General features: G+C 61.7%; 18 protein-coding genes. 10 read left to right on the forward strand and 8 right to left on the reverse strand.

The annotated features are described in order from the left end of the window. Positions 1-8 precede the first annotated feature (8 nt). Positions 9-1,016 carry a LacI family DNA-binding transcriptional regulator gene (locus tag DLM86_RS11535; protein WP_110840143.1) on the forward strand — a complete coding sequence of 336 codons (1,008 nt, stop codon included), beginning with the start codon at positions 9-11 and terminating at the stop codon, positions 1,014-1,016. Between the two features lie 85 nt (positions 1,017-1,101). On the opposite strand, the gene DLM86_RS11540 is transcribed toward DLM86_RS11535, so the two are convergent. The 3 genes from DLM86_RS11540 to DLM86_RS11550 are packed head-to-tail and all read right to left on the reverse strand — an operon-like array spanning position 1,102 to position 4,381. Then, positions 1,102-2,247 carry a DUF2264 domain-containing protein gene (locus DLM86_RS11540; protein WP_110840144.1) on the reverse strand — a complete coding sequence of 382 codons (1,146 nt, stop codon included), beginning with the start codon at positions 2,245-2,247 and terminating at the stop codon, positions 1,102-1,104. A gap of 36 nt (positions 2,248-2,283) precedes the next feature. Beyond that, positions 2,284-3,759: a PstS family phosphate ABC transporter substrate-binding protein gene (locus tag DLM86_RS11545; RefSeq protein WP_110840145.1), complete on the reverse strand. Its 1,476-nt coding sequence runs from the start codon at positions 3,757-3,759 to the stop codon at positions 2,284-2,286. A gap of 40 nt (positions 3,760-3,799) precedes the next feature. Continuing rightward, on the reverse strand, positions 3,800-4,381 hold the full coding sequence (locus DLM86_RS11550; RefSeq protein ID WP_110840146.1) for a histidine phosphatase family protein: 582 nt from the start codon (positions 4,379-4,381) through the stop codon (positions 3,800-3,802). A gap of 229 nt (positions 4,382-4,610) precedes the next feature. On the opposite strand from DLM86_RS11550, the gene DLM86_RS11555 reads away from it, so the two are divergent. Beyond that, the gene (locus DLM86_RS11555) at positions 4,611-5,561 is read left to right on the forward strand and encodes a WG repeat-containing protein (protein WP_158289430.1); all 951 of its coding nucleotides are present in this window, start codon (positions 4,611-4,613) and stop codon (positions 5,559-5,561) included. A 112-nt stretch (positions 5,562-5,673) separates the two neighbouring features. On the opposite strand, the gene DLM86_RS11560 is transcribed toward DLM86_RS11555, so the two are convergent. Further along, positions 5,674-6,534, reverse strand: coding sequence for a DUF695 domain-containing protein (locus DLM86_RS11560; protein ID WP_158289431.1), 861 nt, complete (start codon positions 6,532-6,534; stop codon positions 5,674-5,676). A gap of 185 nt (positions 6,535-6,719) precedes the next feature. Between DLM86_RS11560 and DLM86_RS11565 the strand changes: the two genes are divergently transcribed. Beyond that, positions 6,720-8,009, forward strand: a complete 1,290-nt coding sequence (locus DLM86_RS11565) for an erythromycin esterase family protein (RefSeq protein WP_245954516.1) — start codon at positions 6,720-6,722, stop codon at positions 8,007-8,009. An 83-nt stretch (positions 8,010-8,092) separates the two neighbouring features. Here DLM86_RS11565 and DLM86_RS11570 read toward each other — a convergent pair whose 3' ends face one another. Then, the gene (locus DLM86_RS11570) at positions 8,093-9,166 is read right to left on the reverse strand and encodes a Gfo/Idh/MocA family protein (protein ID WP_110840150.1); all 1,074 of its coding nucleotides are present in this window, start codon (positions 9,164-9,166) and stop codon (positions 8,093-8,095) included. A 168-nt stretch (positions 9,167-9,334) separates the two neighbouring features. Next, positions 9,335-11,620: a putative bifunctional diguanylate cyclase/phosphodiesterase gene (locus tag DLM86_RS11575; RefSeq protein ID WP_158289432.1), complete on the reverse strand. Its 2,286-nt coding sequence runs from the start codon at positions 11,618-11,620 to the stop codon at positions 9,335-9,337. A gap of 270 nt (positions 11,621-11,890) precedes the next feature. Here DLM86_RS11575 and DLM86_RS11580 point away from each other — a divergent pair, with 270 nt between their 5' ends. The 6 genes from DLM86_RS11580 (at position 11,891) to DLM86_RS11605 (ending at position 17,347) form a co-directional block, all read left to right on the forward strand. Beyond that, positions 11,891-12,871, forward strand: coding sequence for a YpdA family putative bacillithiol disulfide reductase (locus DLM86_RS11580; RefSeq protein ID WP_110840152.1), 981 nt, complete (start codon positions 11,891-11,893; stop codon positions 12,869-12,871). A gap of 232 nt (positions 12,872-13,103) precedes the next feature. Further along, on the forward strand, positions 13,104-13,379 hold the full coding sequence (locus DLM86_RS11585; protein WP_110840153.1) for a hypothetical protein: 276 nt from the start codon (positions 13,104-13,106) through the stop codon (positions 13,377-13,379). A 175-nt stretch (positions 13,380-13,554) separates the two neighbouring features. Next, complete coding sequence (locus DLM86_RS11590) at positions 13,555-14,178, forward strand: YhbD family protein (RefSeq protein ID WP_110840154.1); 624 nt, start codon at positions 13,555-13,557, stop codon at positions 14,176-14,178. A gap of 18 nt (positions 14,179-14,196) precedes the next feature. After that, positions 14,197-14,937 carry a polymer-forming cytoskeletal protein gene (locus DLM86_RS11595; RefSeq protein WP_110840155.1) on the forward strand — a complete coding sequence of 247 codons (741 nt, stop codon included), beginning with the start codon at positions 14,197-14,199 and terminating at the stop codon, positions 14,935-14,937. Positions 14,938-14,957: 20 nt separating this feature from the next. Then, a complete protein-coding gene (locus DLM86_RS11600; RefSeq protein ID WP_146250199.1) occupies positions 14,958-15,695 on the forward strand; it encodes a cytoplasmic protein in 738 nt (245 codons plus the stop codon). A 56-nt stretch (positions 15,696-15,751) separates the two neighbouring features. Continuing rightward, positions 15,752-17,347 carry an MDR family MFS transporter gene (locus DLM86_RS11605; RefSeq protein WP_110840157.1) on the forward strand — a complete coding sequence of 532 codons (1,596 nt, stop codon included), beginning with the start codon at positions 15,752-15,754 and terminating at the stop codon, positions 17,345-17,347. Positions 17,348-17,365: 18 nt separating this feature from the next. Here DLM86_RS11605 and DLM86_RS11610 read toward each other — a convergent pair whose 3' ends face one another. After that, on the reverse strand, positions 17,366-17,632 hold the full coding sequence (locus DLM86_RS11610; RefSeq protein WP_110840158.1) for a DUF7667 family protein: 267 nt from the start codon (positions 17,630-17,632) through the stop codon (positions 17,366-17,368). Positions 17,633-17,803: 171 nt separating this feature from the next. Between DLM86_RS11610 and DLM86_RS11615 the strand changes: the two genes are divergently transcribed. Next, positions 17,804-18,673 carry an aldo/keto reductase gene (locus tag DLM86_RS11615; RefSeq protein ID WP_211326509.1) on the forward strand — a complete coding sequence of 290 codons (870 nt, stop codon included), beginning with the start codon at positions 17,804-17,806 and terminating at the stop codon, positions 18,671-18,673. A gap of 100 nt (positions 18,674-18,773) precedes the next feature. Here DLM86_RS11615 and DLM86_RS32705 read toward each other — a convergent pair whose 3' ends face one another. Beyond that, entirely contained in the window at positions 18,774-19,625 is an 852-nt protein-coding gene (locus DLM86_RS32705; protein ID WP_110840160.1) for an eCIS core domain-containing protein, read from the reverse strand. Positions 19,626-19,715 lie beyond the last annotated feature (90 nt).

A 19,715-nucleotide genomic window follows, 5' to 3' on the forward strand; every position in this document is an offset into this window, starting at 1 on the left:
GGAACGCGTTGGTTACCATTTACGATATCGCCAAGCAAGCGAACGTATCCGCCATGACCGTCTCCAAGGTCATCAACAATACGGGCAAAATTAGCGAAAAAACGCGGGCGCGCGTCAAAAAGATCATGGAAGAGATGAATTACGTCCCGAACTCGATGGCCCGCAGCCTCGTGCTGCAGGAGACGAAAATGCTGTCGCTGCTCATTCCGGACATCACGAACCCGTTCTTCACGACGCTCGCGCGGGGGGCGGAGGACGCGGCGATGCGGCTCGGCTACAAGCTGCTGTTCGGCAACAGCGACGAAAGCTTGACGAAGGAAAAAGAATACGTCGACATGATTTTGTCGACGCGCGTGGACGGCGTCTTGTTCTCCGCGGCCTCGGATTTGTCCGAGCCCCACCTGCAGACGCTGCGCAAGCACCGCATTCCGTTCGTGCTGCTCGACCGCGAAGTGCCCGGCGTGGAGAGCGACGCGGTGACGGGCAACAGCCGGGAGGGCGCGAGGAAGCTCGTCGAGCATCTCGTCGGGCTCGGCCACCGCAGAATCGCGCTGGTGAACGGCTCGCTGTCCGTCTCGACCGCCCGCGACCGGCTGGACGGCTACAAGGACGCGCTCAAGCTGAACGACATTCCGTTCGACGAGTCGCTCGCGTTCGAGTCGAGCTATAAGCATTTCGAGGACGAAGGGATGCTGCGGCGCATGCTCGAGCTGCCCGACCCGCCGACGGCCGTCTTCGCAGGCAACAACTTCCTCGCCGTCGGCTTGATCCGCAAGCTGCTCGAGCTCGGCGTGAAGGTGCCGGACCGGATGTCCGTCGTCTGCTTCGACGACCTCGGCGCCTCGGTCATCGATCCGTTCTTCACCGTCGCCTCCCAGCCGGCTTATCAATTCGGCGCCATGGGCATCCAGCTTCTCGTCGACCGGATTAAAGGCGCCACGACTCCGGAGTGGAAAAAGCTCGTGCTGCCGTCCGAGCTGATCGTGCGCGGCTCTTCGGGGCGGCCGCCGGCTTGATCGGGTACGTACGTCCGTTACCGGCACGGCTTCGCCCGTCGATACGTTCGAATTAAGGTGCTGGCTCGCTTCGATCCCCGCACCGTCAACCGATCGCCTTGTCGATCGGCGTGAAGCTCCCCGACCACGCCTTCATCGCCGTCCAAGGCCGATCTTCGCCGCTCCAGAACGGGTCGGACGCGGGCAGCCCGAGCGGCAGGAACACGGCTGTACACAAGTAGAGACTGCCGGTCGAGATGTACGACTCCCCGAGCTCCGGCTGATGCCCGCACAGTCCGATGCGCAGCCATCCCCCATCGTCGAACGTCCCCGGAGCCTCGATCACCCGGCGGATGACGGCGGTCAGCGCGCACCGAACCTGGGCCGGCTCGACCTCCTCCGGCAGCTCGCCGCGCAGCGCCGATTGCGCGAGCAGCTGGAACGCGCCGAACCGGTACGCGATCGACCGGCCGACGACCGGAAACGTCCCTTCCGGCGAAATCGACCGCTCCTGGATCGCCGCATACCGGCGCGCCCGTGCCGCGATTCGTTCCCGCGCCGTATCCCAATCCGCGTATTCGCCCCGCACCTGCTCCGTGACATCGACAAGCATCGGATGGATGACGAAGCTGTTGTAATAATCGGCATGATGCTGCGGGCCGTCTCCGTACGTGCCGTCGCCTACATACCATTGCTCGTGCTGCTTCAGCGCATAGTCGACGCGCATCGGATCCCAATCGTCGCCCATGCGGCGCAATGCCGCTTCGATCGTCGCCGCGAACAGCAGCCAATTGTTGAAAAACGGCTTGCGCGTCCGCGTGCGCTTCAAGGCGGCCGCCAAGTTCGCCCGCACGCGCGGCTCGAGCTTCTCCCACAGCTCCGTCGGCGCCCGCAAAACGGCTTGCGCGAGGAAGGCGGCGTCGACGATCGGCTGGAAGCCCTCCTCGAAATTCAGCCGGTCCGGCGAAGCCGGGTCCGTCCCCGCATCGATCGCCTCTCGCGCGAGCCCGGCGAACCGTAGCCGCAGCCGCTCCTCCTGTTCGTCCGCACCCCTTCCTTCCAGCCAAGGCGCCATGCCGGCCAGCGTCCGGCCGAGCGCCTCGAGATGCGTATACGCCGGCCGGTCGTCCGTCTTGCCCTCCACGGGCATCGTAGCTTTCAACCGCCGTTCCGACAGCGCTTCCAATACCGGCCCGGCGATTCGAATCAACACGCTCGCCCAATATCGGCGATGCTCGAGTCCGTCCGCCATCGTCCCCACTCCTTCCTGATTCCGTTCGCAAACCGTTTACTCCCGCTCCTCGACGATCGGGATAAATCCGCCCTTCTCGATCGCCTTCCGGCCGTCCTCGCTCGAGACGATCCAGCTTAACATTCTGGCCGCCGGTCCGTCCTCCGGATCGCCTTCCCTCGTGACCGCATACAAAACGGCGGTAAACGGGTACCCTCCGGAACGGATCGTGTCCTTCGTGCAATCGACGCCGTTCACGGCCAAAAACTTGACGTGTTCGCGCTTGTGCATCTCGTTCGCGAAATAATAAAACGAATAGCCGAGCGAATGGCGCGCGTTCGAGTACGCCGCCACCGTATCGATCAATCCGCCCATGCCGTATATTCTCCGTTCCATCGGCGGCTCGGCCAGCTTGGCGCCGGCCATTACCTTCGTCTCCATGTACGTCTGGCTGCCCGAGTTCGGGTCCCTCTGGTACGCGGCGATTTCCGCGTCGTCGCCGCCGACTTGGTTCCAATTCGAGACGGCTCCCGAATAAATGTCGCGGATTTGCCCGACGGACAGCCCGTTAACCGGGTTGTCCCGATGGACGAGGAAGACGAACGCGTCTTTGCCGACGGGCGTCAGCTTCAATCGGACGCCCCGCTGCTCCGCCAGCCTGCGCTCCTCGCCGGACGGCCCCGCTGCGAAAATAATGTCCGCCTTGTTCTCGATCAAATGGACGTACGCCTGATGCGTCGTGTTGAACCGGACGAACATTTCGGCTTCCGGACGGCTGACGCCGGCGAGCCGGTGCGCCAGCTCCTTGCCGAGCGGGACGGCCGCCGTCGCCCCGTCGACGCGCGGATAGGCGCTTCGCTCGAACAAGTAATCCCGCGGAAGAAAGGCCGACAAGGCGAAGCAGACGGCCAACGCCGCGGGTACGGCCGCGATGACGCCGGCGAGCCGCAGCTTGCGCGCCCTCGACCGCGAAGCCCACGGAACGAGCGCCGCCCCGGCCGCCGCAAACGCGGCCGGTACGAACGAAGCGGCCAAAGCGATATACTTGACCGTGAAATCGGGAACGTAATGCCGGACGTAATCGAACAGCGGGGCGGCCCAAAACGCGTACGCCATGTAGCCGAACCAGACGAAGCCTCCGAAGCCGGCCATGGCGCCTTCGCTGCTTCGGTAACAAAACGTCCATACGATCGGGCCGAGTAACGTCAGCGGCACGAAGGCCAGCAGGACGAACCTCGTCCGTCTCCGGCTCCGCACGGCGATGCCGCAGCCGGCCGCGGCGAACAAAAGTCCGATCGCGAACAGGTAAAACAGATGAACGGCCGCCAGCGCGCCGTCGCCGAGCCGGCCGGCCGCTCCGCGGGTAAAGGCGTGGGCGTCGGACACGATGCCGGCGACGATCGACACGATCAAATAAACCAACGCATAAACGATGGCCCAGCCTGCCGCGGCGAGCAAGCTGGCGGCGATTCCGCCGCGCGACGGCGGCCGTACCGAAGAACGTCCGTCGTGCGCCTCGTCCTTGTCGTTCATGAAGGCTCTCCCCTCCTTGCGCTCCCGGACGCCAATCCCGTTACTCGTCCGCGAGATGCTTCGTGCAATTGTACAAATCGCATTCCCACCGGCCGTCTTCCGTCCGGCGGACGAGCGATAGCGACGTGTTGTCCAAAAACGCGGACGTATCGACGTGCGGGACGAGCCGCTTCAACGTCAAGCCGAGCAGCCCGCCATGGCTGACGACCAGCACGCGCTGGCCCGGATGCCGGTCGGCGATTTCGGCGATCGCCTGCGCGCCACGTTCGGCCACCGCGTCGCGGGGCTCCGCTCCCAAATCGAGCGAGTGCCAGTTTTCGCCCCATTTGTTCACCCTTTCCTCGATCGTCATCCCTTCGATTTCCCCGAGAAACACTTCGCGAAGCCTGACGTCCGTCTCGATCTCGAGGCCGCGACCCGCCACCGCCTTGCGCGCCGTCTCGAGCGCCCGTCCCAGGTCGCTGCTGTAAACCGCATCCCACGCATCGCCGCGCAGCCGTTCGCCGAGCCGTTCCGCTTGCCGTCTGCCCGTCTCGTTGAGCGGAATGTCGGTATGCCCTTGCGCCCTCATCTGCGCGTTCCAATCCGTGACGCCGTGCCGTACCAAACCGATTATCGTCATGTCGACTCTCCATCCTCTCCGTTGTCCGTCTGAATGTGTACGTCTTCCATACCCAACACTATACCAAACAAAGGGGGGCGCGGATATGCAAAAGAGACGTTTCCGAATCGGCCGCGAACCGGAAGAAGCGAAAATAGATAATTAGACCTACGACCCGATTCTTATAAACAAAATGCGGGACTTTTGTAGTACAATGGTAACGGAAGACATCAGGGGAGGGTATCCAGGCATGAGCGAAACGTCGCTTCTTCCGATTCGGGAAAATAGGAGGTACGGTTATATAAACAGGAAGGGGAGCGTCGTCATTCCCCCTCAATACGAATATGCGGGATCTTTTGCGGAAGGCCTCGCGAACGTCCGGCTGTCCGGCAAACACGGGTTTATCGATACGACCGGACGAATCGCGATTCCGCCCAAGTTCGAGGAAGTGCACTTCGGCTTCAAGGAAGGGGTCGCCATCGTCGAGGACGATTTCTATCAATACTGCATCGATACTACCGGGAAAGAAGTGCTCGGCGCCGGTCTGGAGCAGGTGAAGCCGTTCGTCGACGGATTGGCCGCCGCTTGCGTGGACCGGCTGTGGGGGTTTATGGACAAATCCGGCTCGTTCGTCATTCCCCCGGCGTTCGAGGACGTTCGCGGCTTCTCCTGCGGCTTGTCGGCCGCGAAGCGGAACGGCCGGTGGGGATTCGTGGACAAGTCCGGCCGGTTCGCGATCGAGCCGCAATACGCTCTCATCGACAGCTTCTCCGGCGACGGGCTGGCGTGCGTCAGCCAAGACGGTCGAACGGTCGAATATATTAACGTCCGCGGCGAAACCGTCATCGGCGGCGGGTATGCGATCGCCAACCCGTTCTGGAAGTCGCGGTTCTCGGAAGGGCTGGCGGCGGTGTTCATCGACGGGAAATGCGGAGCGATCGATACGAAGGGCTTGCTCGTCATCCCGCCGATCTACGAGGAGATCGGACTGTTCTCCGAAGGCTTGGCCGCGGTCAAAATCAACCAGCTGTGGGGATACGTCGACAGAACCGGCCATGTGCGCATCCCGGCCGTCTATCGCTATGCGGCGCCGTTCTCGGGCGGTCTTGCCAAAGTGACGATCGAATACATGCAAGGGGGATCGGATCATAAGGAAGCGTACATCGATTCGCGCGGCGAGTACGTATGGACGAACGGCTAGCCGGGCCGGCTCGTTCCGGTTCGGTATCGCCGTAAGCACGCGCCGACGATAGCCCGGCGCCACGCAAACAAGCGGTTGCCTTTCCTCAAGGAAAGCAACCGCTTGTTTGCGTCTATTTTACGAGCAGGATCGGCACGACGACGAGCAGGACGGCCAATACGGCCAAACCCGCGTAGGCGACGCGCCGGCCGGACAGCCGCTCCTTCCATCGGCCCCACAGCTTGCGGCGAACGTCCGTCCCCCAGCCTTCGTACCGGCCCGCCAACGAGCTCGCGAGCTCGTGCAGCTCGGCGACGGCGTCGTTCATATCGCCGATCGCGATCGGCTGGTGCTTGCTGAGGACGAGCGTGTGCGGCAGCGCCGGCATCTCCGTATCGTACTCGGCGTTGACGACGATGTAGCCGAGACGTTTGGCGTTATCGGATGCCTTCCGCATCTCGTCCTTGCTGCCGAACCGCAGCCAATGGTAAACGTCCCGCGCCATGTCGAGCCGGTCGCCCTTGTCCGACAACGACTGGAGGAGCACGTTGTTTTTGGCGTACAGCTTCTCGACGTCGCTCGGCCTCAAATAGTCGTAGAACGACCAGTCGGCGTCGTCGCGCTCCGCGGCGATCCAACGGTACTTCGGATAAGCGGTCATGATCTGGCCGGCCAGCTTCTGGTGCGAAGGTCCGTCCGGCTTGGCGTAATAGTAAAATTCGAGACGCGATTCCGTATTGATCCGGCCGACGTAAACGGCTTGCAGCCGTTCGGCGAACGTGCGCTCGAGCCGACGCTCGATTGCCCCGAGCTTCGCCTGGGCGCCGTCCCGCTCCTCTTTATCCGTCGCGATCGCGTACAGGTTGACGACGACGGACAGAAGCCGGGTGAGCCCCGATCGCGGGGCGTCCGCCGCGTAGGTCGCGTCGACGAGCACGCTCATGTGCTCGCGCTGTTCGGTTGTCCGGTGAAAGTAGTCCCACTGCTTCCCCATATCGTTCATCCCCTGTTGCGCCCGGATCCGGCCGCCGGCTCCGCTTTTGTGTATTCAATTCTACGTCGGGACCGGCATTCCTGTAAATCGCGAAAAAAAATGGCCTTCCCCGGCAATAATAGTGGCGGACCGAACGCGCTGGAAACCGCTTCTAGCGACTAAACGAAAAAAAGGGGATGTCGCCTATGGAACCGCATATCGAACCGATCGTCGACCGGATTCGGCGGGATTCGTTCCGGCTGAACGGCCCGGACGATCTAGACCGGATCGTCGAAGCGGCGGGGAACGCCAAGTATGTGCTGCTCGGCGAGGCGTCGCACGGAACGAGCGAATTTTATACGCTCCGGACGGAGCTGACGAAGAAGCTCGTCGAGCGGAAAGGATTCCGGTTCGTCGCCGTGGAGGGCGACTTTCCGTCGTGCCAGGCGGTCAACCGGTACGTAAAGGGCGCCTCCGGCAAGCCCGATTGGTTGGCGTCGTTCGACCGGTGGCCGACCTGGATGTGGGCCAACCGCGAGATCGTCGCGCTGGCGGAATGGATGCGCGGCTTTAACGAAGCGCGCGGGTTCGCCGGTGCGAGCTCGCCTTCGGGAACCGGAGACGTCGGGTTTTACGGCATCGACGTCTACAGCTTGTGGGAATCGATGGAGGAGACGATCCGGCACCTCGAATCGACCGGAGCGCCGGAAGCGGAGCTGGCGAGACGGGCGTTCTCGTGCTTCGAGCCGCATTTGCGCGACGGCCAATCGTACGGCGTGGCGGCGGCGTTTTTCTCGGAGACGTGCGAGGACGAGGTCGTGAAGCTGCTCGCCGCGCTGCGGACGAAGCGGGCCGCCGCGGAGAACGGGGACGAAGGGGCGCTCGGCGCGGAGATCAACGCGCTCGTGGCGGTCGACGCGGAGCGGTATTACCGCTCCATGGTGCGCGGCGGCGAGGAGTCGTGGAACATTCGCGACCGCCACATGGTCGAGGCGCTGGAGCGGATCGCCGCCTTTTACGGCCCCGATGCGAAGGCGATCGTCTGGGAGCATAACACGCATATCGGCGATGCACGGGCGACCGACATGGCCGACGAAGGGATGGTCAACGTCGGTCAACTGCTCCGCGAGCGGCACGGCGAGCGCGATGTTTTCGCCGTCGGCTTCGGCACGTACGAAGGAACCGTCATCGCCGCCCGCGCCTGGGGCGCCCCGATCGAAACGATGCGGGTGCCGCCCGGCGTCCCCGGCAGCTGGGAGCATTGCATGCATCTCGCCGGAGCATGGGACAAAGCGATCGTATTCGGCGGCGACCAGCCCGAATTCGAACGGCCGATCCCGCATCGCGCCATCGGCGTCGTCTATGCGCCGGAACGCGAGCGGTACGGCAACTACGTGCCTTCCGTCATGGCGGACCGGTACGACGCGTTTGTCCATGTCGAGACGACCCGGGCGCTGCAGCCGCTCGAAGCCGAACCGGCCGCAGGCGCGAGGTAAGCGGCGGCGGCGGCCGCATCGGAGCCGTCCGTGCCATGAACAACAAGCTTCCGGCGAAACGGTATCGCCGGAAGCTTGTTGGTTTACTCCACCCGAATGGCGTCGCGCTGGGCGATGAGACACAGCTCGGCCGCCTTGAACGCATGCGCCTGCGTCATCGCGTTCTCCGTCCGGTTCAAGCAATCGAGGACGAGCTCGCCGAAAAACGGATAGCCGATTTGGCCTCTCACCGAAAAGTGCTTCTCGCCTTCGTGATTGACGAGGAACAGATGATCCCCTTCCTTCGTACGGGCGATATCGATATATTTGCGCAGCTCGATATACCCGTCCGTGCCGAGAATGATCGTCCGCCCGTCGCCCCATGTGCCGAGGCCGTCCGGCGTCAGCCAGTCGACGCGGAAGTAATTCGTCGCGCCGTTGTCCCCGACGAGCGTAGCGTCGCCGAAATCCTCCAGCTCGGGGTAATCTTTGTTTTTATAATTGGCCACCTTGCTCTGCACCACTTTGGCGTCCTTGCAGCCGGAGAAAAACAAAAACTGCTCGATCTGATGGCTGCCGATGTCGCACAAAATACCGCCGTACTTCTCCTTGCGGAAAAACCAGTCCGGCCGCGAAGGCGCATTCAGCCGATGCGGACCGGTGCCGATCACTTGCACGACGCGGCCGATGACGCCTTCGGCGATCAGCTGGCCGGCGTATACGGCGCTCTCCACGTGAAGCCGCTCGCTGTAGTACACCATATATTTGCGCCCGGTCCGTGCCGTCGCCTGGCGGGCCGATTCGAGCTGCTCCAGGCTCGTAAACGGGGTTTTGTCGGTAAAATAGTCTTTGCCCGCCTCGATCGCCCGCAAGCCGAGCGCGCACCGCTCCGACGGGACGGCCGCCGCCGCGATGAGCCGAACCTCCGGATCGTCGAGCACCTGCCGCTCCGACTCGGCCGCCCGCGCCTGAGGGAACTTGGCGAGAAACGCGCTAACTTTCGCCGGATCGGGGTCGTACACCCATTTCAACGTCGCACCGGCTTCGGTCAAGCCGTTGCACATCCCGTAAATATGACCGTGGTCGAGCGCGATCGCGGCAAAAACGAATTGTCCCGGCTCGCATACCGGCTTCGGCTTCCCTTGCGGCGCGTAGTTCATGCCGTCGTTTTTTTGCATCGGTGTTCAGGTCCTCCTCCTCGCTTCCGGTCGCGGAAGCTTTATCGTCCCCATGCTACCACGATTAGGAAGGAATGTCTTTATCGTAATTAAGCAAAGGGCGGCGGACATTTGACTGTCGTTGGCGTTCCCGACACCAAAAGCGCCCGTCAAGGCGCTTTCGATTCGCTACGACACGCTTTCCAGGAAAAGCTTGCCGATTTCCTGTTGCGGCATCGGTTTATGGAAGTAATACCCTTGGATCCGGTCGCAGCCGAGCGATTTCAAAAATTCGTACTGCGCCTGATCCTCCACGCCTTCCGCGACGATCGTCAGCCTCAGGCTCGTCGCCATCGCCACGATCGCCCGAACGATGCCGGCCAAGCTCTCGTTCCCGGATACGTCGCGGATGAACATCTGCGATATTTTCAACGTATCGACTCCGAACGACTGCAAATACCCGAGCGAGGAGTAGCCGGTCCCGAAGTCGTCCATCGCAAGCCGGATGCCGAGCCGCTTCAGCTCGGCCAGCTTTCGCTCGGCGTCGTTCGTCTCCTCGATCGCGACACTCTCCGTTATTTCGAGCTGCAAATCGTGCGGGTCCATGCCGGTTTCGTCCAAAATCGCCTTCACCCTCTCCACGAAATCGTCCTGACGAATTTGCCTCGGCGACACGTTGACCGCCATCTCGACACCCGGCTTCCCCCGTTTTTTCCACGTTACCGCCTGCCGGCAGGCGGTCCGCAGCACCCATTCGCCGATCGGCACGATCAAGCCCGTCTCCTCGGCGATCGGGATGAACTCGGCCGGACTGACGATGCGGCCGTCCTTCGCATGCCAGCGGATCAGCGCCTCGACGCCGACGATCGCCTGCCCTTTCGCCTCGACCTGCGGCTGATAGTACAGCACGAGCTCGTCGCGCTCGAGCGCGCGGCGCAGCTCGTACTCCAACGTCCATCGACGGTACATGTCGCCGTTCAACCGCTCCGTATACGCCTCGTACCGGTTGCCGCCCAGCTCCTTGGCGCGGTACATGGCGGCGTCCGCGTTTTTCATGAGCGTAAACGTATCCGTCCCGTCGCGCGGGTAAACGGCGATGCCGATGCTGGCCGTCATCCGCACTTCGTGCTCGCCGATCCGGATCGGCTCGGCCGCCGCTTCCGCCAGCAGACGTGCCATACGGCACACCCGCTCGGGGTCGCCGGCTTGGCGAAGCAGCACCGTAAACTCGTCCCCGCCTTGACGGGCGATCAGGTGCGGCTCGACCACGATCGCGCGGAACCGGTCGGAGACCATCCGGATCAGCCGGTCGCCAGTCAGATGGCCAAGCGTATCGTTGACGTACTTGAACCGGTCCATGTCGATGAACATGACCGCCATCTCCGATCGGTCGTTCCCGGCTTGCGCGATCGCCTCCGACAGCGACAGCTCGAAGCACCGGCGGTTGGGCAAATTGGACAGCGTGTCGTGATGGGCGAGAAACCGGGTCCGCTCCAGACTCGACTCGAGCTTGCGGAACAAAACGTCGTTCTCGATCAGGACGACGACTTGCCGGACGACGATGCAGACGATCGTCGCCACGCAGCCGAGAAACAGCAAGTCCCACGAGCCGATCCGGATCACGAGAAGCAGCAGCAGGACGAACAGCACCGCATACGGGACGAACACTCTCATCCATTCCGCGGCCGTACCCCTGCCGCCGGAGTCGCCCTCGGCTTTCGCCCGGTGCTTCACGGACAAGATTCCGGCCAGCCCGACGGTGAACATGCCGAGCGACCAAAGCGGGTCGACCCACGATCCGATCTCGAACCGGTTCGTCGCCAGCATGGCCAAGTAGCCCGTATCCGCCGTTACGGTCATCATCATCCCGATCGTCAGCGCCCTCATCACGTATGGATGAAAAATGTTCCCGTAGGCGAAATGAGCGAGAAACAAGCACCCGACGATGCCGAGGTCGGCTACCGGATAACCGACGACGGTCGCCGTCATCGCGTACGAATTCGTTTCGAGCATCGTCGAAACGTTCGGCTTGATCAAATATTCCCAGCTTAACGTCCCCGCCGACAGCAGCAAAATCGCCGCATCGAACGCGAACCGGATACCTTGAAAAACGCTTTTCTCCTTGAAAAGCTTGTAGCCTAGCGCGAGGACGACGACGCCGCTCTGCACGTTCCACAACAAATCGGCGATGCTCGGAACCGGGGCGGGCTTGTCCAGGAACCATTCGTAGCCGTTCCATATCATTTGCGCAAGCGCATACATGAAATTGCTGACCGAGAGCATCCGCCAGAACAGCCGCTCGCTGCCGTCATGCCGCCGCGACACCGCATACAGGACCGCGCACGAGACCAGCGGAGGAACCGTCTCCGCGGCGAGCACGATGTCGATCCGTTTCGGGACCGCGTAGATGAGGACGTACTCGAAAGCGGCGTACAAGACGACGAATGCGATATAAGGATTACGGATACGGTGCATGGATCCAACCATCCCTTCCTCTGGGCCGACCGACGGTGTCTCGGTTTGGTTTTGCTTCCCGCGTCGCCCTCCGGATCGGGGAAGACGACATCATGACGAATTATAACGATTTTTGTCGAATGGTTCTTTGTGCCTATTATACCAAACGATTCTGGATTCGCCTACACCAAATATGCCGGCCCCTCTTCCGCCCCCCGAAATCGTATCGACCGCCCATGTATGTTACAATGAACCTGAATCGTTTATGAACCGCGGGAGGTCAGACATCCTATGGAACAGGTCGTCATCGTAGGCGCGGGGCCTTGCGGCTTGTCCGCCGCGTTGGAGCTGCAAAACGTCGGCATCGATCCGCTCGTCGTCGAGAAAGAGTCGATCGTTCACTCCATTTACTCGTACCCCACCTATTTGCAATTTTTCAGCACGCCGGAACTGCTCGAAATCGGCGGCATTCCGTTCTCGACGCCCAACGATAAGCCGACGCGCGCGGAGGCGCTGCACTATTACCGGAACGTGGCGCTGCGGCGCAACGTCCGGATCCGCTCCTACGAGCGGGTAACGAGCGTCGTCCCGACCGAATCGGGCTTTCGGGTCGGAAGCGTCGACCGCGCCGGCCGGGAAGCGAGCCGCGAAGCGCGATACGTCGTCATTGCGACGGGCTATTTCGATCACCCGAACATGCTCGGCATTCCCGGCGAGCAGCTGTCGAAGGTGAGCCACTTTTTCCGGGAAGCCCACCCGTACACGTCGACGAAGGTCGCCATCATCGGGGGCAACAACTCCGCCGTCGACGCGGCCATGGAGCTCGTCCGGGTCGGCGCGGAAGTGACCGTCGTTTACCGGGGAGACGCGATCTCGCCCAGCGTCAAGCCATGGGTGCGCCCGTTGTTCGAAAGCTTGGTGAACAAGGGCCGAATCCGGATGCTGTTCGGATCGCGGGTCGTCGCCATCGACGAGACGCACATTACGATCGATCGCGGAGGAACCGTCGAAACGGCGGAAAACGACTTCGTCCTGGCGTTGACGGGCTTCCGTCCGGACCGCGAATTTCTGAAGTCGACCGGCATCCGGATGGAAGGCGAGCGCGAGAAGCCGTACTTCGACCCGGAGACGATGGAGACGAACGTGCCGGGACTGTACTTGGCCGGCGTCATCGCGGCGGGAGCCGAGGCGAACGAAATATTCATCGAGACGGGACGCCATCACGGCGCCGCGATCGCGAAGCATATCGCCTCCCGGCCGCTCCGATCGTAACGTCTCTCCACCGATCGCCGTTCGCGGTCGCGCAAACGGCCGCCGGGGCGATTCGGCGGCTTTTTTCCGCCGCTTCGCCGCTTCGCCGCTTCCCGTACGTTCCTCCCGAGCGCTATTCCCGTCCCGTTCCCGAATTTTTCCCGAACCGGCGGCGCGATTTCCCGAACCGTTCGAAGCGGCGGTATGGTATCGTTGCATCATGAGAACGCCAATGAACTGGAGAGAGATTCGGATGTGGACATGGAAGGAAATCGATCGGTTTATCGCCGGTACGCGAGACGGGAACGAGGATGTGGAGAAATGCGTCGACTTTTTGCACGACATGCAGCAATCGTGCAAAGCCCGTTCCGTTCCGCCCGTCGGCGAGCTCGTCGCGGTGCTGAAGGTCGAACGGCCGCTCCTCTTCCTGCATGTAAAGCAGCGTGTACAAAGCAAGCCGGGCCTTCGGCTGCTGTTCGACCTGACGCTCGATTACGAAGCGGCGAAACGAAGGCTGCAGCTGAAATGAATAGGGGCGCTTCCGCTCCCTCCGCCGGCAAGTCGATCCGAACGGGTCGGCTTGTTTTTTGTTTAACGGACAGGCTGCGGGAACTTTGTTACAGGCTGAGGGAACTTTGTTTCGTCACCCGCTTTACAAACGTAACAATGTTATGTTACACTCTTTTTCGTCAGGAGGTGCCGATGTGGATCAAGAGCTTATTTCCAAAAAAGAGCTTCTCGAGCTGACGGGCATATCGTACGGCCAGCTATACCGCTGGAAGCGGAAAAATTTGATTCCCGAAGACTGGTTCGTGCGCAAATCGACGTTTACCGGACAGGAAACGTTTTTTCCAAAAACGCAAATATTGGCCCGGATCGACAAAATCAAAAACATGAAGGACGACTTGTCGCTCGACGAGCTGGCCGACGTCTTCTCCCCCGTCGGAACGGATTTGTCCATGGGCAGACAGGAGCTGCTGGAACGTAACATTGTTTCAAAATCATCGATGGAGCTGTTCGCCCGAACGTTCGGGAACGGCCCGGTTTACCCGTTCACCCGGATTTTGTACGCTTATCTGCTCGACAAGCTGCTTCGGGCGGGCGATATCAATCTGGACGAAGGCGCGATGATGCTCCAGACGATCAAAGATCACGAAGCGAAATTCGAAAACAAAAACTGGGAGCTCGTCTTCATCCGCAAAATGGGGATATCGTCGTTTCTGATGATCGTCTCCCCGGGCGAATATGCGATTGAGGCCGGATCGAAAATCGTCGTCCGGCTGAATGCCGCGGCGGTCATCGAAGAATTGAAGCTCAAGCTGAGCTGACGGAAGGAGAAAAATCGGATGACGATCGGGACACGGCGCAATTTGACCATTACGGGGAACGGCGGCTCCGGAGGCGGACTGTACAAGGACGTCAAAGTCGTCGGGGAAGCGCAATTCAACGGCGACATGGACTGCTTGGCGTTTCGGTGCAACGGATCGGCTACCGTGTACGGCACCTTGAAAAGCACGTCGTGCCGCATTAACGGCACGCTGGGCGTCAACGGCGACTTCGATACCGGCGAAACCAAAATCAACGGCAAGCTGGACGTCAAAGGGAGCATGAAGGCGCAGGAAATCAAATCGTACGGCGAAACGAGCGTGCACGGCAACGTCGCCGGCGAGCAGGTCGTGCTGGAAGGCTACTTCAACATTAAGGGCCATTGCGAGGCCGAGCAAATCAAGATCAAGGGTCTGTTCCGCATCGGCGGTCTCGTCAACGCCGGCACGGTCTCCCTCCTGCTGCACAGCCGCTGCGAGGTGAAGGAAATCGGCGGCGAACGGATCGACATTCGCCGGGCGGAAGGCAACGTGCTGAAGAAGCTGCTCGGCTCGCTGTTTCTCCCTTCGGACTTTTATGAAGGGACGCTTGAGGTCGACACGATCGAAGGCGACGACATCTACGTCGAGCACGCCTCGGTCCGGACGATCCGCGGCGCCAACGTCGTCGTCGGTCCGGGGTGCCGGATCGGACGCGTGGAGCATACGGGCCGCTTCGAGAATGAATTCGGCTCCGTCGTAACCGAGCGGGAGCAAATATGAGAGGAATGGGAGCGAAGGCGATGACTGCGAACCTACGAAGAGACTTGAACATTTCCGGCGTCTTGGGTGGCGCCGGGGGAGGCGAATTCAACGTCGTCTCCATCAACGGGCACGGTACGATCGACGGCAGTCTCGACTGCATCGGCTTCGTGTGCAACGGAAGAGCGACCGTAAACGGCCCTCTTTTGTCGGAAACGGTGGAAGTGAACGGTTCGACTTCATTTAACGGCAAGCTGGATGCCGGTCGGATGCGGGTCAACGGCAAATCCGACATTGCCGGACCGATGGCCGTGCGCGATTTCCGCGTCGACGGACATGCGAAGGTCGGCGGCCATTTGTCCGGCGAAGAGATCGAAGTGAACGGCTACTTGACCGTCAAAGGAAACTGCGACGCCGAGTCGTTCCGTTCCCACGGCTGCTTCCGCATCGACGGGCTGTTGAATGCGGGAACGATCGAGGTCAATTTGATGTTCGCCGAATGCCGCGCCAAGGAAATCGGCGGCGAGACGATCACGGTTCGCAGAACCGGCAACGGCAGCGCGATCGGCAAGCTGGTCAAGGCGCTCGTATTCTCCCAAGACGCGCTCGTGGCGGACGCGATCGAAGGCGACGACGTCCGGCTCGAATATACGAAAGCCGGCGTCGTCCGCGGGACGAACGTCGTGATAGGTCCCGGCTCCGAAATCGGCTTGGTCGAATACAAGGACAACCTCAGCGTCCATACGGACGCCAAAGTATCCGCGAGCAAGCAATTGTAATCCGGCGGGCCGATCCCGGCGCAAGCCGAAAACGTGAATAGCGAAGGAGAATCCAAATGACGGCAACAAGCAATACAAGCAAATTGGGCTTCGTCGTCGCCGGACTACTCATCGGCATCCTGGTGGCGGCGATGGACAATACGATCGTGGCCACCGCCATGGGGTCGATCGTCGCGGACTTGGGCGGGTTGGACAAATTCGTCTGGGTCACGTCCGCCTACATGGTTGCGGAAATGGCCGGCATGCCGATATTCGGCAAGCTGTCCGACATGTACGGACGGAAGCGGTTTTTCATTTTCGGCCTCGTCGTGTTTCTGCTCGGCTCCGTCCTGTGCGGAACGGCGCAAACCATCGTGCAGCTCAGCATTTACCGGGCGGTGCAAGGCTTGGGCGGGGGAGCGCTCGTGCCGATCGCATTCACGATCGTCTTCGACCTGTTCCCGCCGGAGAAGCGGGGCAAGATGGGCGGCTTGTTCGGGGCGGTATTCGGTCTGTCGAGCATATTCGGCCCGCTGCTCGGCGCTTACGTGACCGATTATATCGATTGGCGTTGGGTCTTTTATATCAATTTGCCGCTCGGGCTGCTCGCGTTCGTATTCGTCGCGTTTTGTTACAAGGAATCCGTCCGCCACGCCAAGCAGCGAATCGACTGGGCCGGCGCGTTTACGCTCGTCGGCGCGATCGTCTGCCTCATGTTCGCCCTGGAGCTGGGCGGCAACAAATACGACTGGGACTCGGCCGTCATCCTCGGCCTGTTCGCCGGCTTCGCCGTCTTGTTCGTATCATTTCTGCTCGTCGAGCGGAAGGCGTCCGAGCCGATCATCTCGTTCCGCATGTTTCGGGTACGGCTCTATTCGTCCAGCACGCTGATCGGCTTGTTCTCCGGCGCCTCGTTCATCGTCGCCACCGTCTACATCCCGATCTTCATTCAAGGCGTACAGGGCGGCTCGGCCACTAATTCCGGCCTGCTGCTGCTGCCGATGATGCTCGGCACCGTCGTCGCGAGCCAAATCGGCGCCTTGTCGGCGATGCGCACGAGCTACCGCAACGTCATGTTCGTCTCCGGCATCGTTCTGCTCGCCGGCATCGGCCTGCTGACGACGCTTACGACGGATACGTCCCGCTTCGCGGTTACGCTGTTCATGATCGTCGCCGGACTCGGCGTCGGCGCCTCGTTCTCGGTGCTCGGCATGGCCGCCATCCATCATTTCGACGAGACGCAGCGCGGCGCCGCCAATTCGACGATTGCGTTTCTCCGTTCGCTCGGCATGACGGTCGGCATTACGATATTCGGCATTTTGCAGCGCAATTTGTTAACCGGCCGGTTGACGGAGCTGTTCCAAAACGCCGGAGGCGCCTCCACCGCTTCCGCGGGAGGCCCCTCAGCGGGTAATCCCGCGATGCCTTCGGCCGAGCTGCTGCGGGACCCGCGCGCGCTGCTGTCGCCGCAAGCCCGCGAGGCGATTCCGCCTGAGGTCTTGAACCATATTACCGATGCGCTGTCGTCCTCGATTTCGCAAACGTTCGTCTGGACGTTGATCCCGGCGGCGCTCGCACTGCTCAGCGTCTTCCTCATGTCCAAGGAGCGGCTCGTCGTTCATCGGAAGCCCGAACCGGCCGTCGAGGCGGGCGCCGGGACGCACAGCAAGTAAGTCGCCGTGACCGTCGCTTCAGGCCGGCCCTTCGGGGTCCGGCCTTTTCGCTTGGTACGGAAATTCCTCGATCCGGCGGCAAATGTCGTGCTGCCATTCGGTGTCCCGGGTCATCGAAGCGAGCAGCGACGCGTTGTCGAGCGCCGCCCTCTCCCAGCACAGCTTCGCGTTCACCTGCAAGCACTGCTCCAGCTCGTGCCGTTCGGCTTCGGTCAACGCCCGCTTGCGGCCGAACGTCCACAGCTCCGCCATCCGCAGGTGAACCGGGTGTAACGTATGTCCCATCTGGATCCCTCCATAGGAGCCAGTGTAACCAAAAGTCGGACGAACTAGAAGGGACGCGGTTCGCAGGTGAAGTCCAATAAAAAAGGAGATGACCGGTCGATATCGAAACGTTAGACGAGGCGGAAGCGATCGGAACTACCCGATCCCCCAATCCAAAGCGAGGTGGAACCGATGATATTCAGGACTTTGGGTCGCACGGACGTTCGAATTCCGGCGATCGGCCAAGGGACGTGGAAATTCGGCGAGCGAAAAGAGAAGGAGCGGGAAGAAATCGAGGCGATCCGATTCGGCATCGAAAACGGACTGACGCTGATCGATACGGCCGAATCGTATGCGGACGGCGGCGCCGAAAAGGTGGTCGGCCAAGCGATCCGGGGCGTTCGGGACGACGTCTTTCTCGTCACGAAGGTATCCGCGTCGAACGGCTCGTACGACGGCGTATTGCGGGCGGCCGAGGCGAGCCTGGCACGGCTGCGGACGGATCGGATCGACTTGTACTTGCAGCATTGGCCGAGCGAGAAGTTCGACGTCGCGGAGACGATGGAAGCGATGGCCGAGCTCGTCCGACGCGGGTATGTCCGGTTCGTCGGCGTCAGCAACTTTGACGTCGATTTGCTGGAGAAAGCCCGTGCCGCGCTGGACGGCGTCCCGCTGACCTGCAACCAGGTCGCCTACCATTTGAAGGACCGGCATATCGAGCGTTCGATTTTGCCCTACTGCATGGAGAACGGCATCACCGTCATGGGCTATTCGCCGTTCGGCTACGCCCCGCAATTTTTCGGCAAGCCCGGCTTTCCGGAGACGGGCTCGGCGGAACGTGCCGTTCTCGACGAGATCGGACGCAAGTACGGCAAGACGGCCCATCAAGTCGCTTTGAATTGGGTGCTGCGTCAGGAATATGTCGTATCCATCCCGAAAGCGGCACGGCTTGAGCATATAACGGATAATTTGGGCGCGCTGGGCTGGGCGTTGGACGAAAACGATGCGGCCCGCATCGACGACGTCTTTCCGGCAACCGGGAAGCCTCGGGCCGATTACTAGCATCTTCGGCCGGTTATCCAAAAAAGCCCGACCGGCCGGAACGTCGCGTTCCGGTGCGGTCGGGCTTTTCGAATGCGAACGATTTGCGGCGCATCGTCGTCTACCGCTGCTCGGTAGGAACGGTGCCGCCCCTTTGCTGGACGACGTGGGTCAGCTCATGCCCGAGCAGCTCTTGACCTTGGCGGCTGTCCGGGTTGTACTGCCCTTGGCGGAAAAAGATGTCGCTTCCCGTCGTAAACGCGCTGGCGCCGATCGATTGGGCCATGTCGTCCGCTTGCGGGCCGGTATGGATGTTGACGTCCCCGAATCCGGTTCCGAACGCGGATTCCATCTTCGCCTGGATGCGGGTGTCCATCGGCGCACCGCCGCCCCGGCTTTGCTCGATTTGCCGCTCGAGCGAGACGTCGGCGTCGAACCCTTCTCCCGAGCGCTTCAGCTGAAGCTCCTCCTCGTCCTCCGGTCCGCCCATTCGCTGGATGGCTTCGGGTGCCCGCTTCAGCTGAAGCTCTTCCTCCTCGATCGCCGACCGTTGAACGCCTTCGGGGGCGCGCTTCAATTGAAGCTCCTCTTCGTCCTCCGGTCCCCCCATTCGCTGGATGCCTTCGGGAGCCCGCTTCAGCTGAAGCTCCTCTTCGTCCGCTTCGCGCTGGACGGACGAACCGCCGTCCGGCGCGGACGAAATCCGGTCGGCGACGAGCCGGCCGACTTGATCCGCTTCCTGCTCGAACGAATCGCCGGCCGGGCCGACGGTCAGCTTCGTCTGAACGCCGGCGGGCAGCGCTCCCGGTCCGGCGCCCGACAGCATATCGCCGAGCGCCCGGTTGCCGACCGTGCGCTGCAGCTGCATCATCGGGTGCGCGGACGCCGACCGTGCCGGTTTGGCGGCCCGTTTCGCGCCGGCGCTCCATTCGCCGTCCGGCTTTCTTTGCATGCTCGTATGACGGGTACTCATGCGTACGACCTCCTCGTATCAATGAACGGGAATACGAATCCGATGCCGATCCCGATTTCCGTCTGTCCGTTCATCCGGTCCGTATATCGC

Origin of the sequence: Paenibacillus flagellatus, from assembly GCF_003217775.1 — a bacterium.
GTDB lineage: Bacteria > Bacillota > Bacilli > Paenibacillales > NBRC-103111 > Paenibacillus_AB > Paenibacillus_AB flagellatus.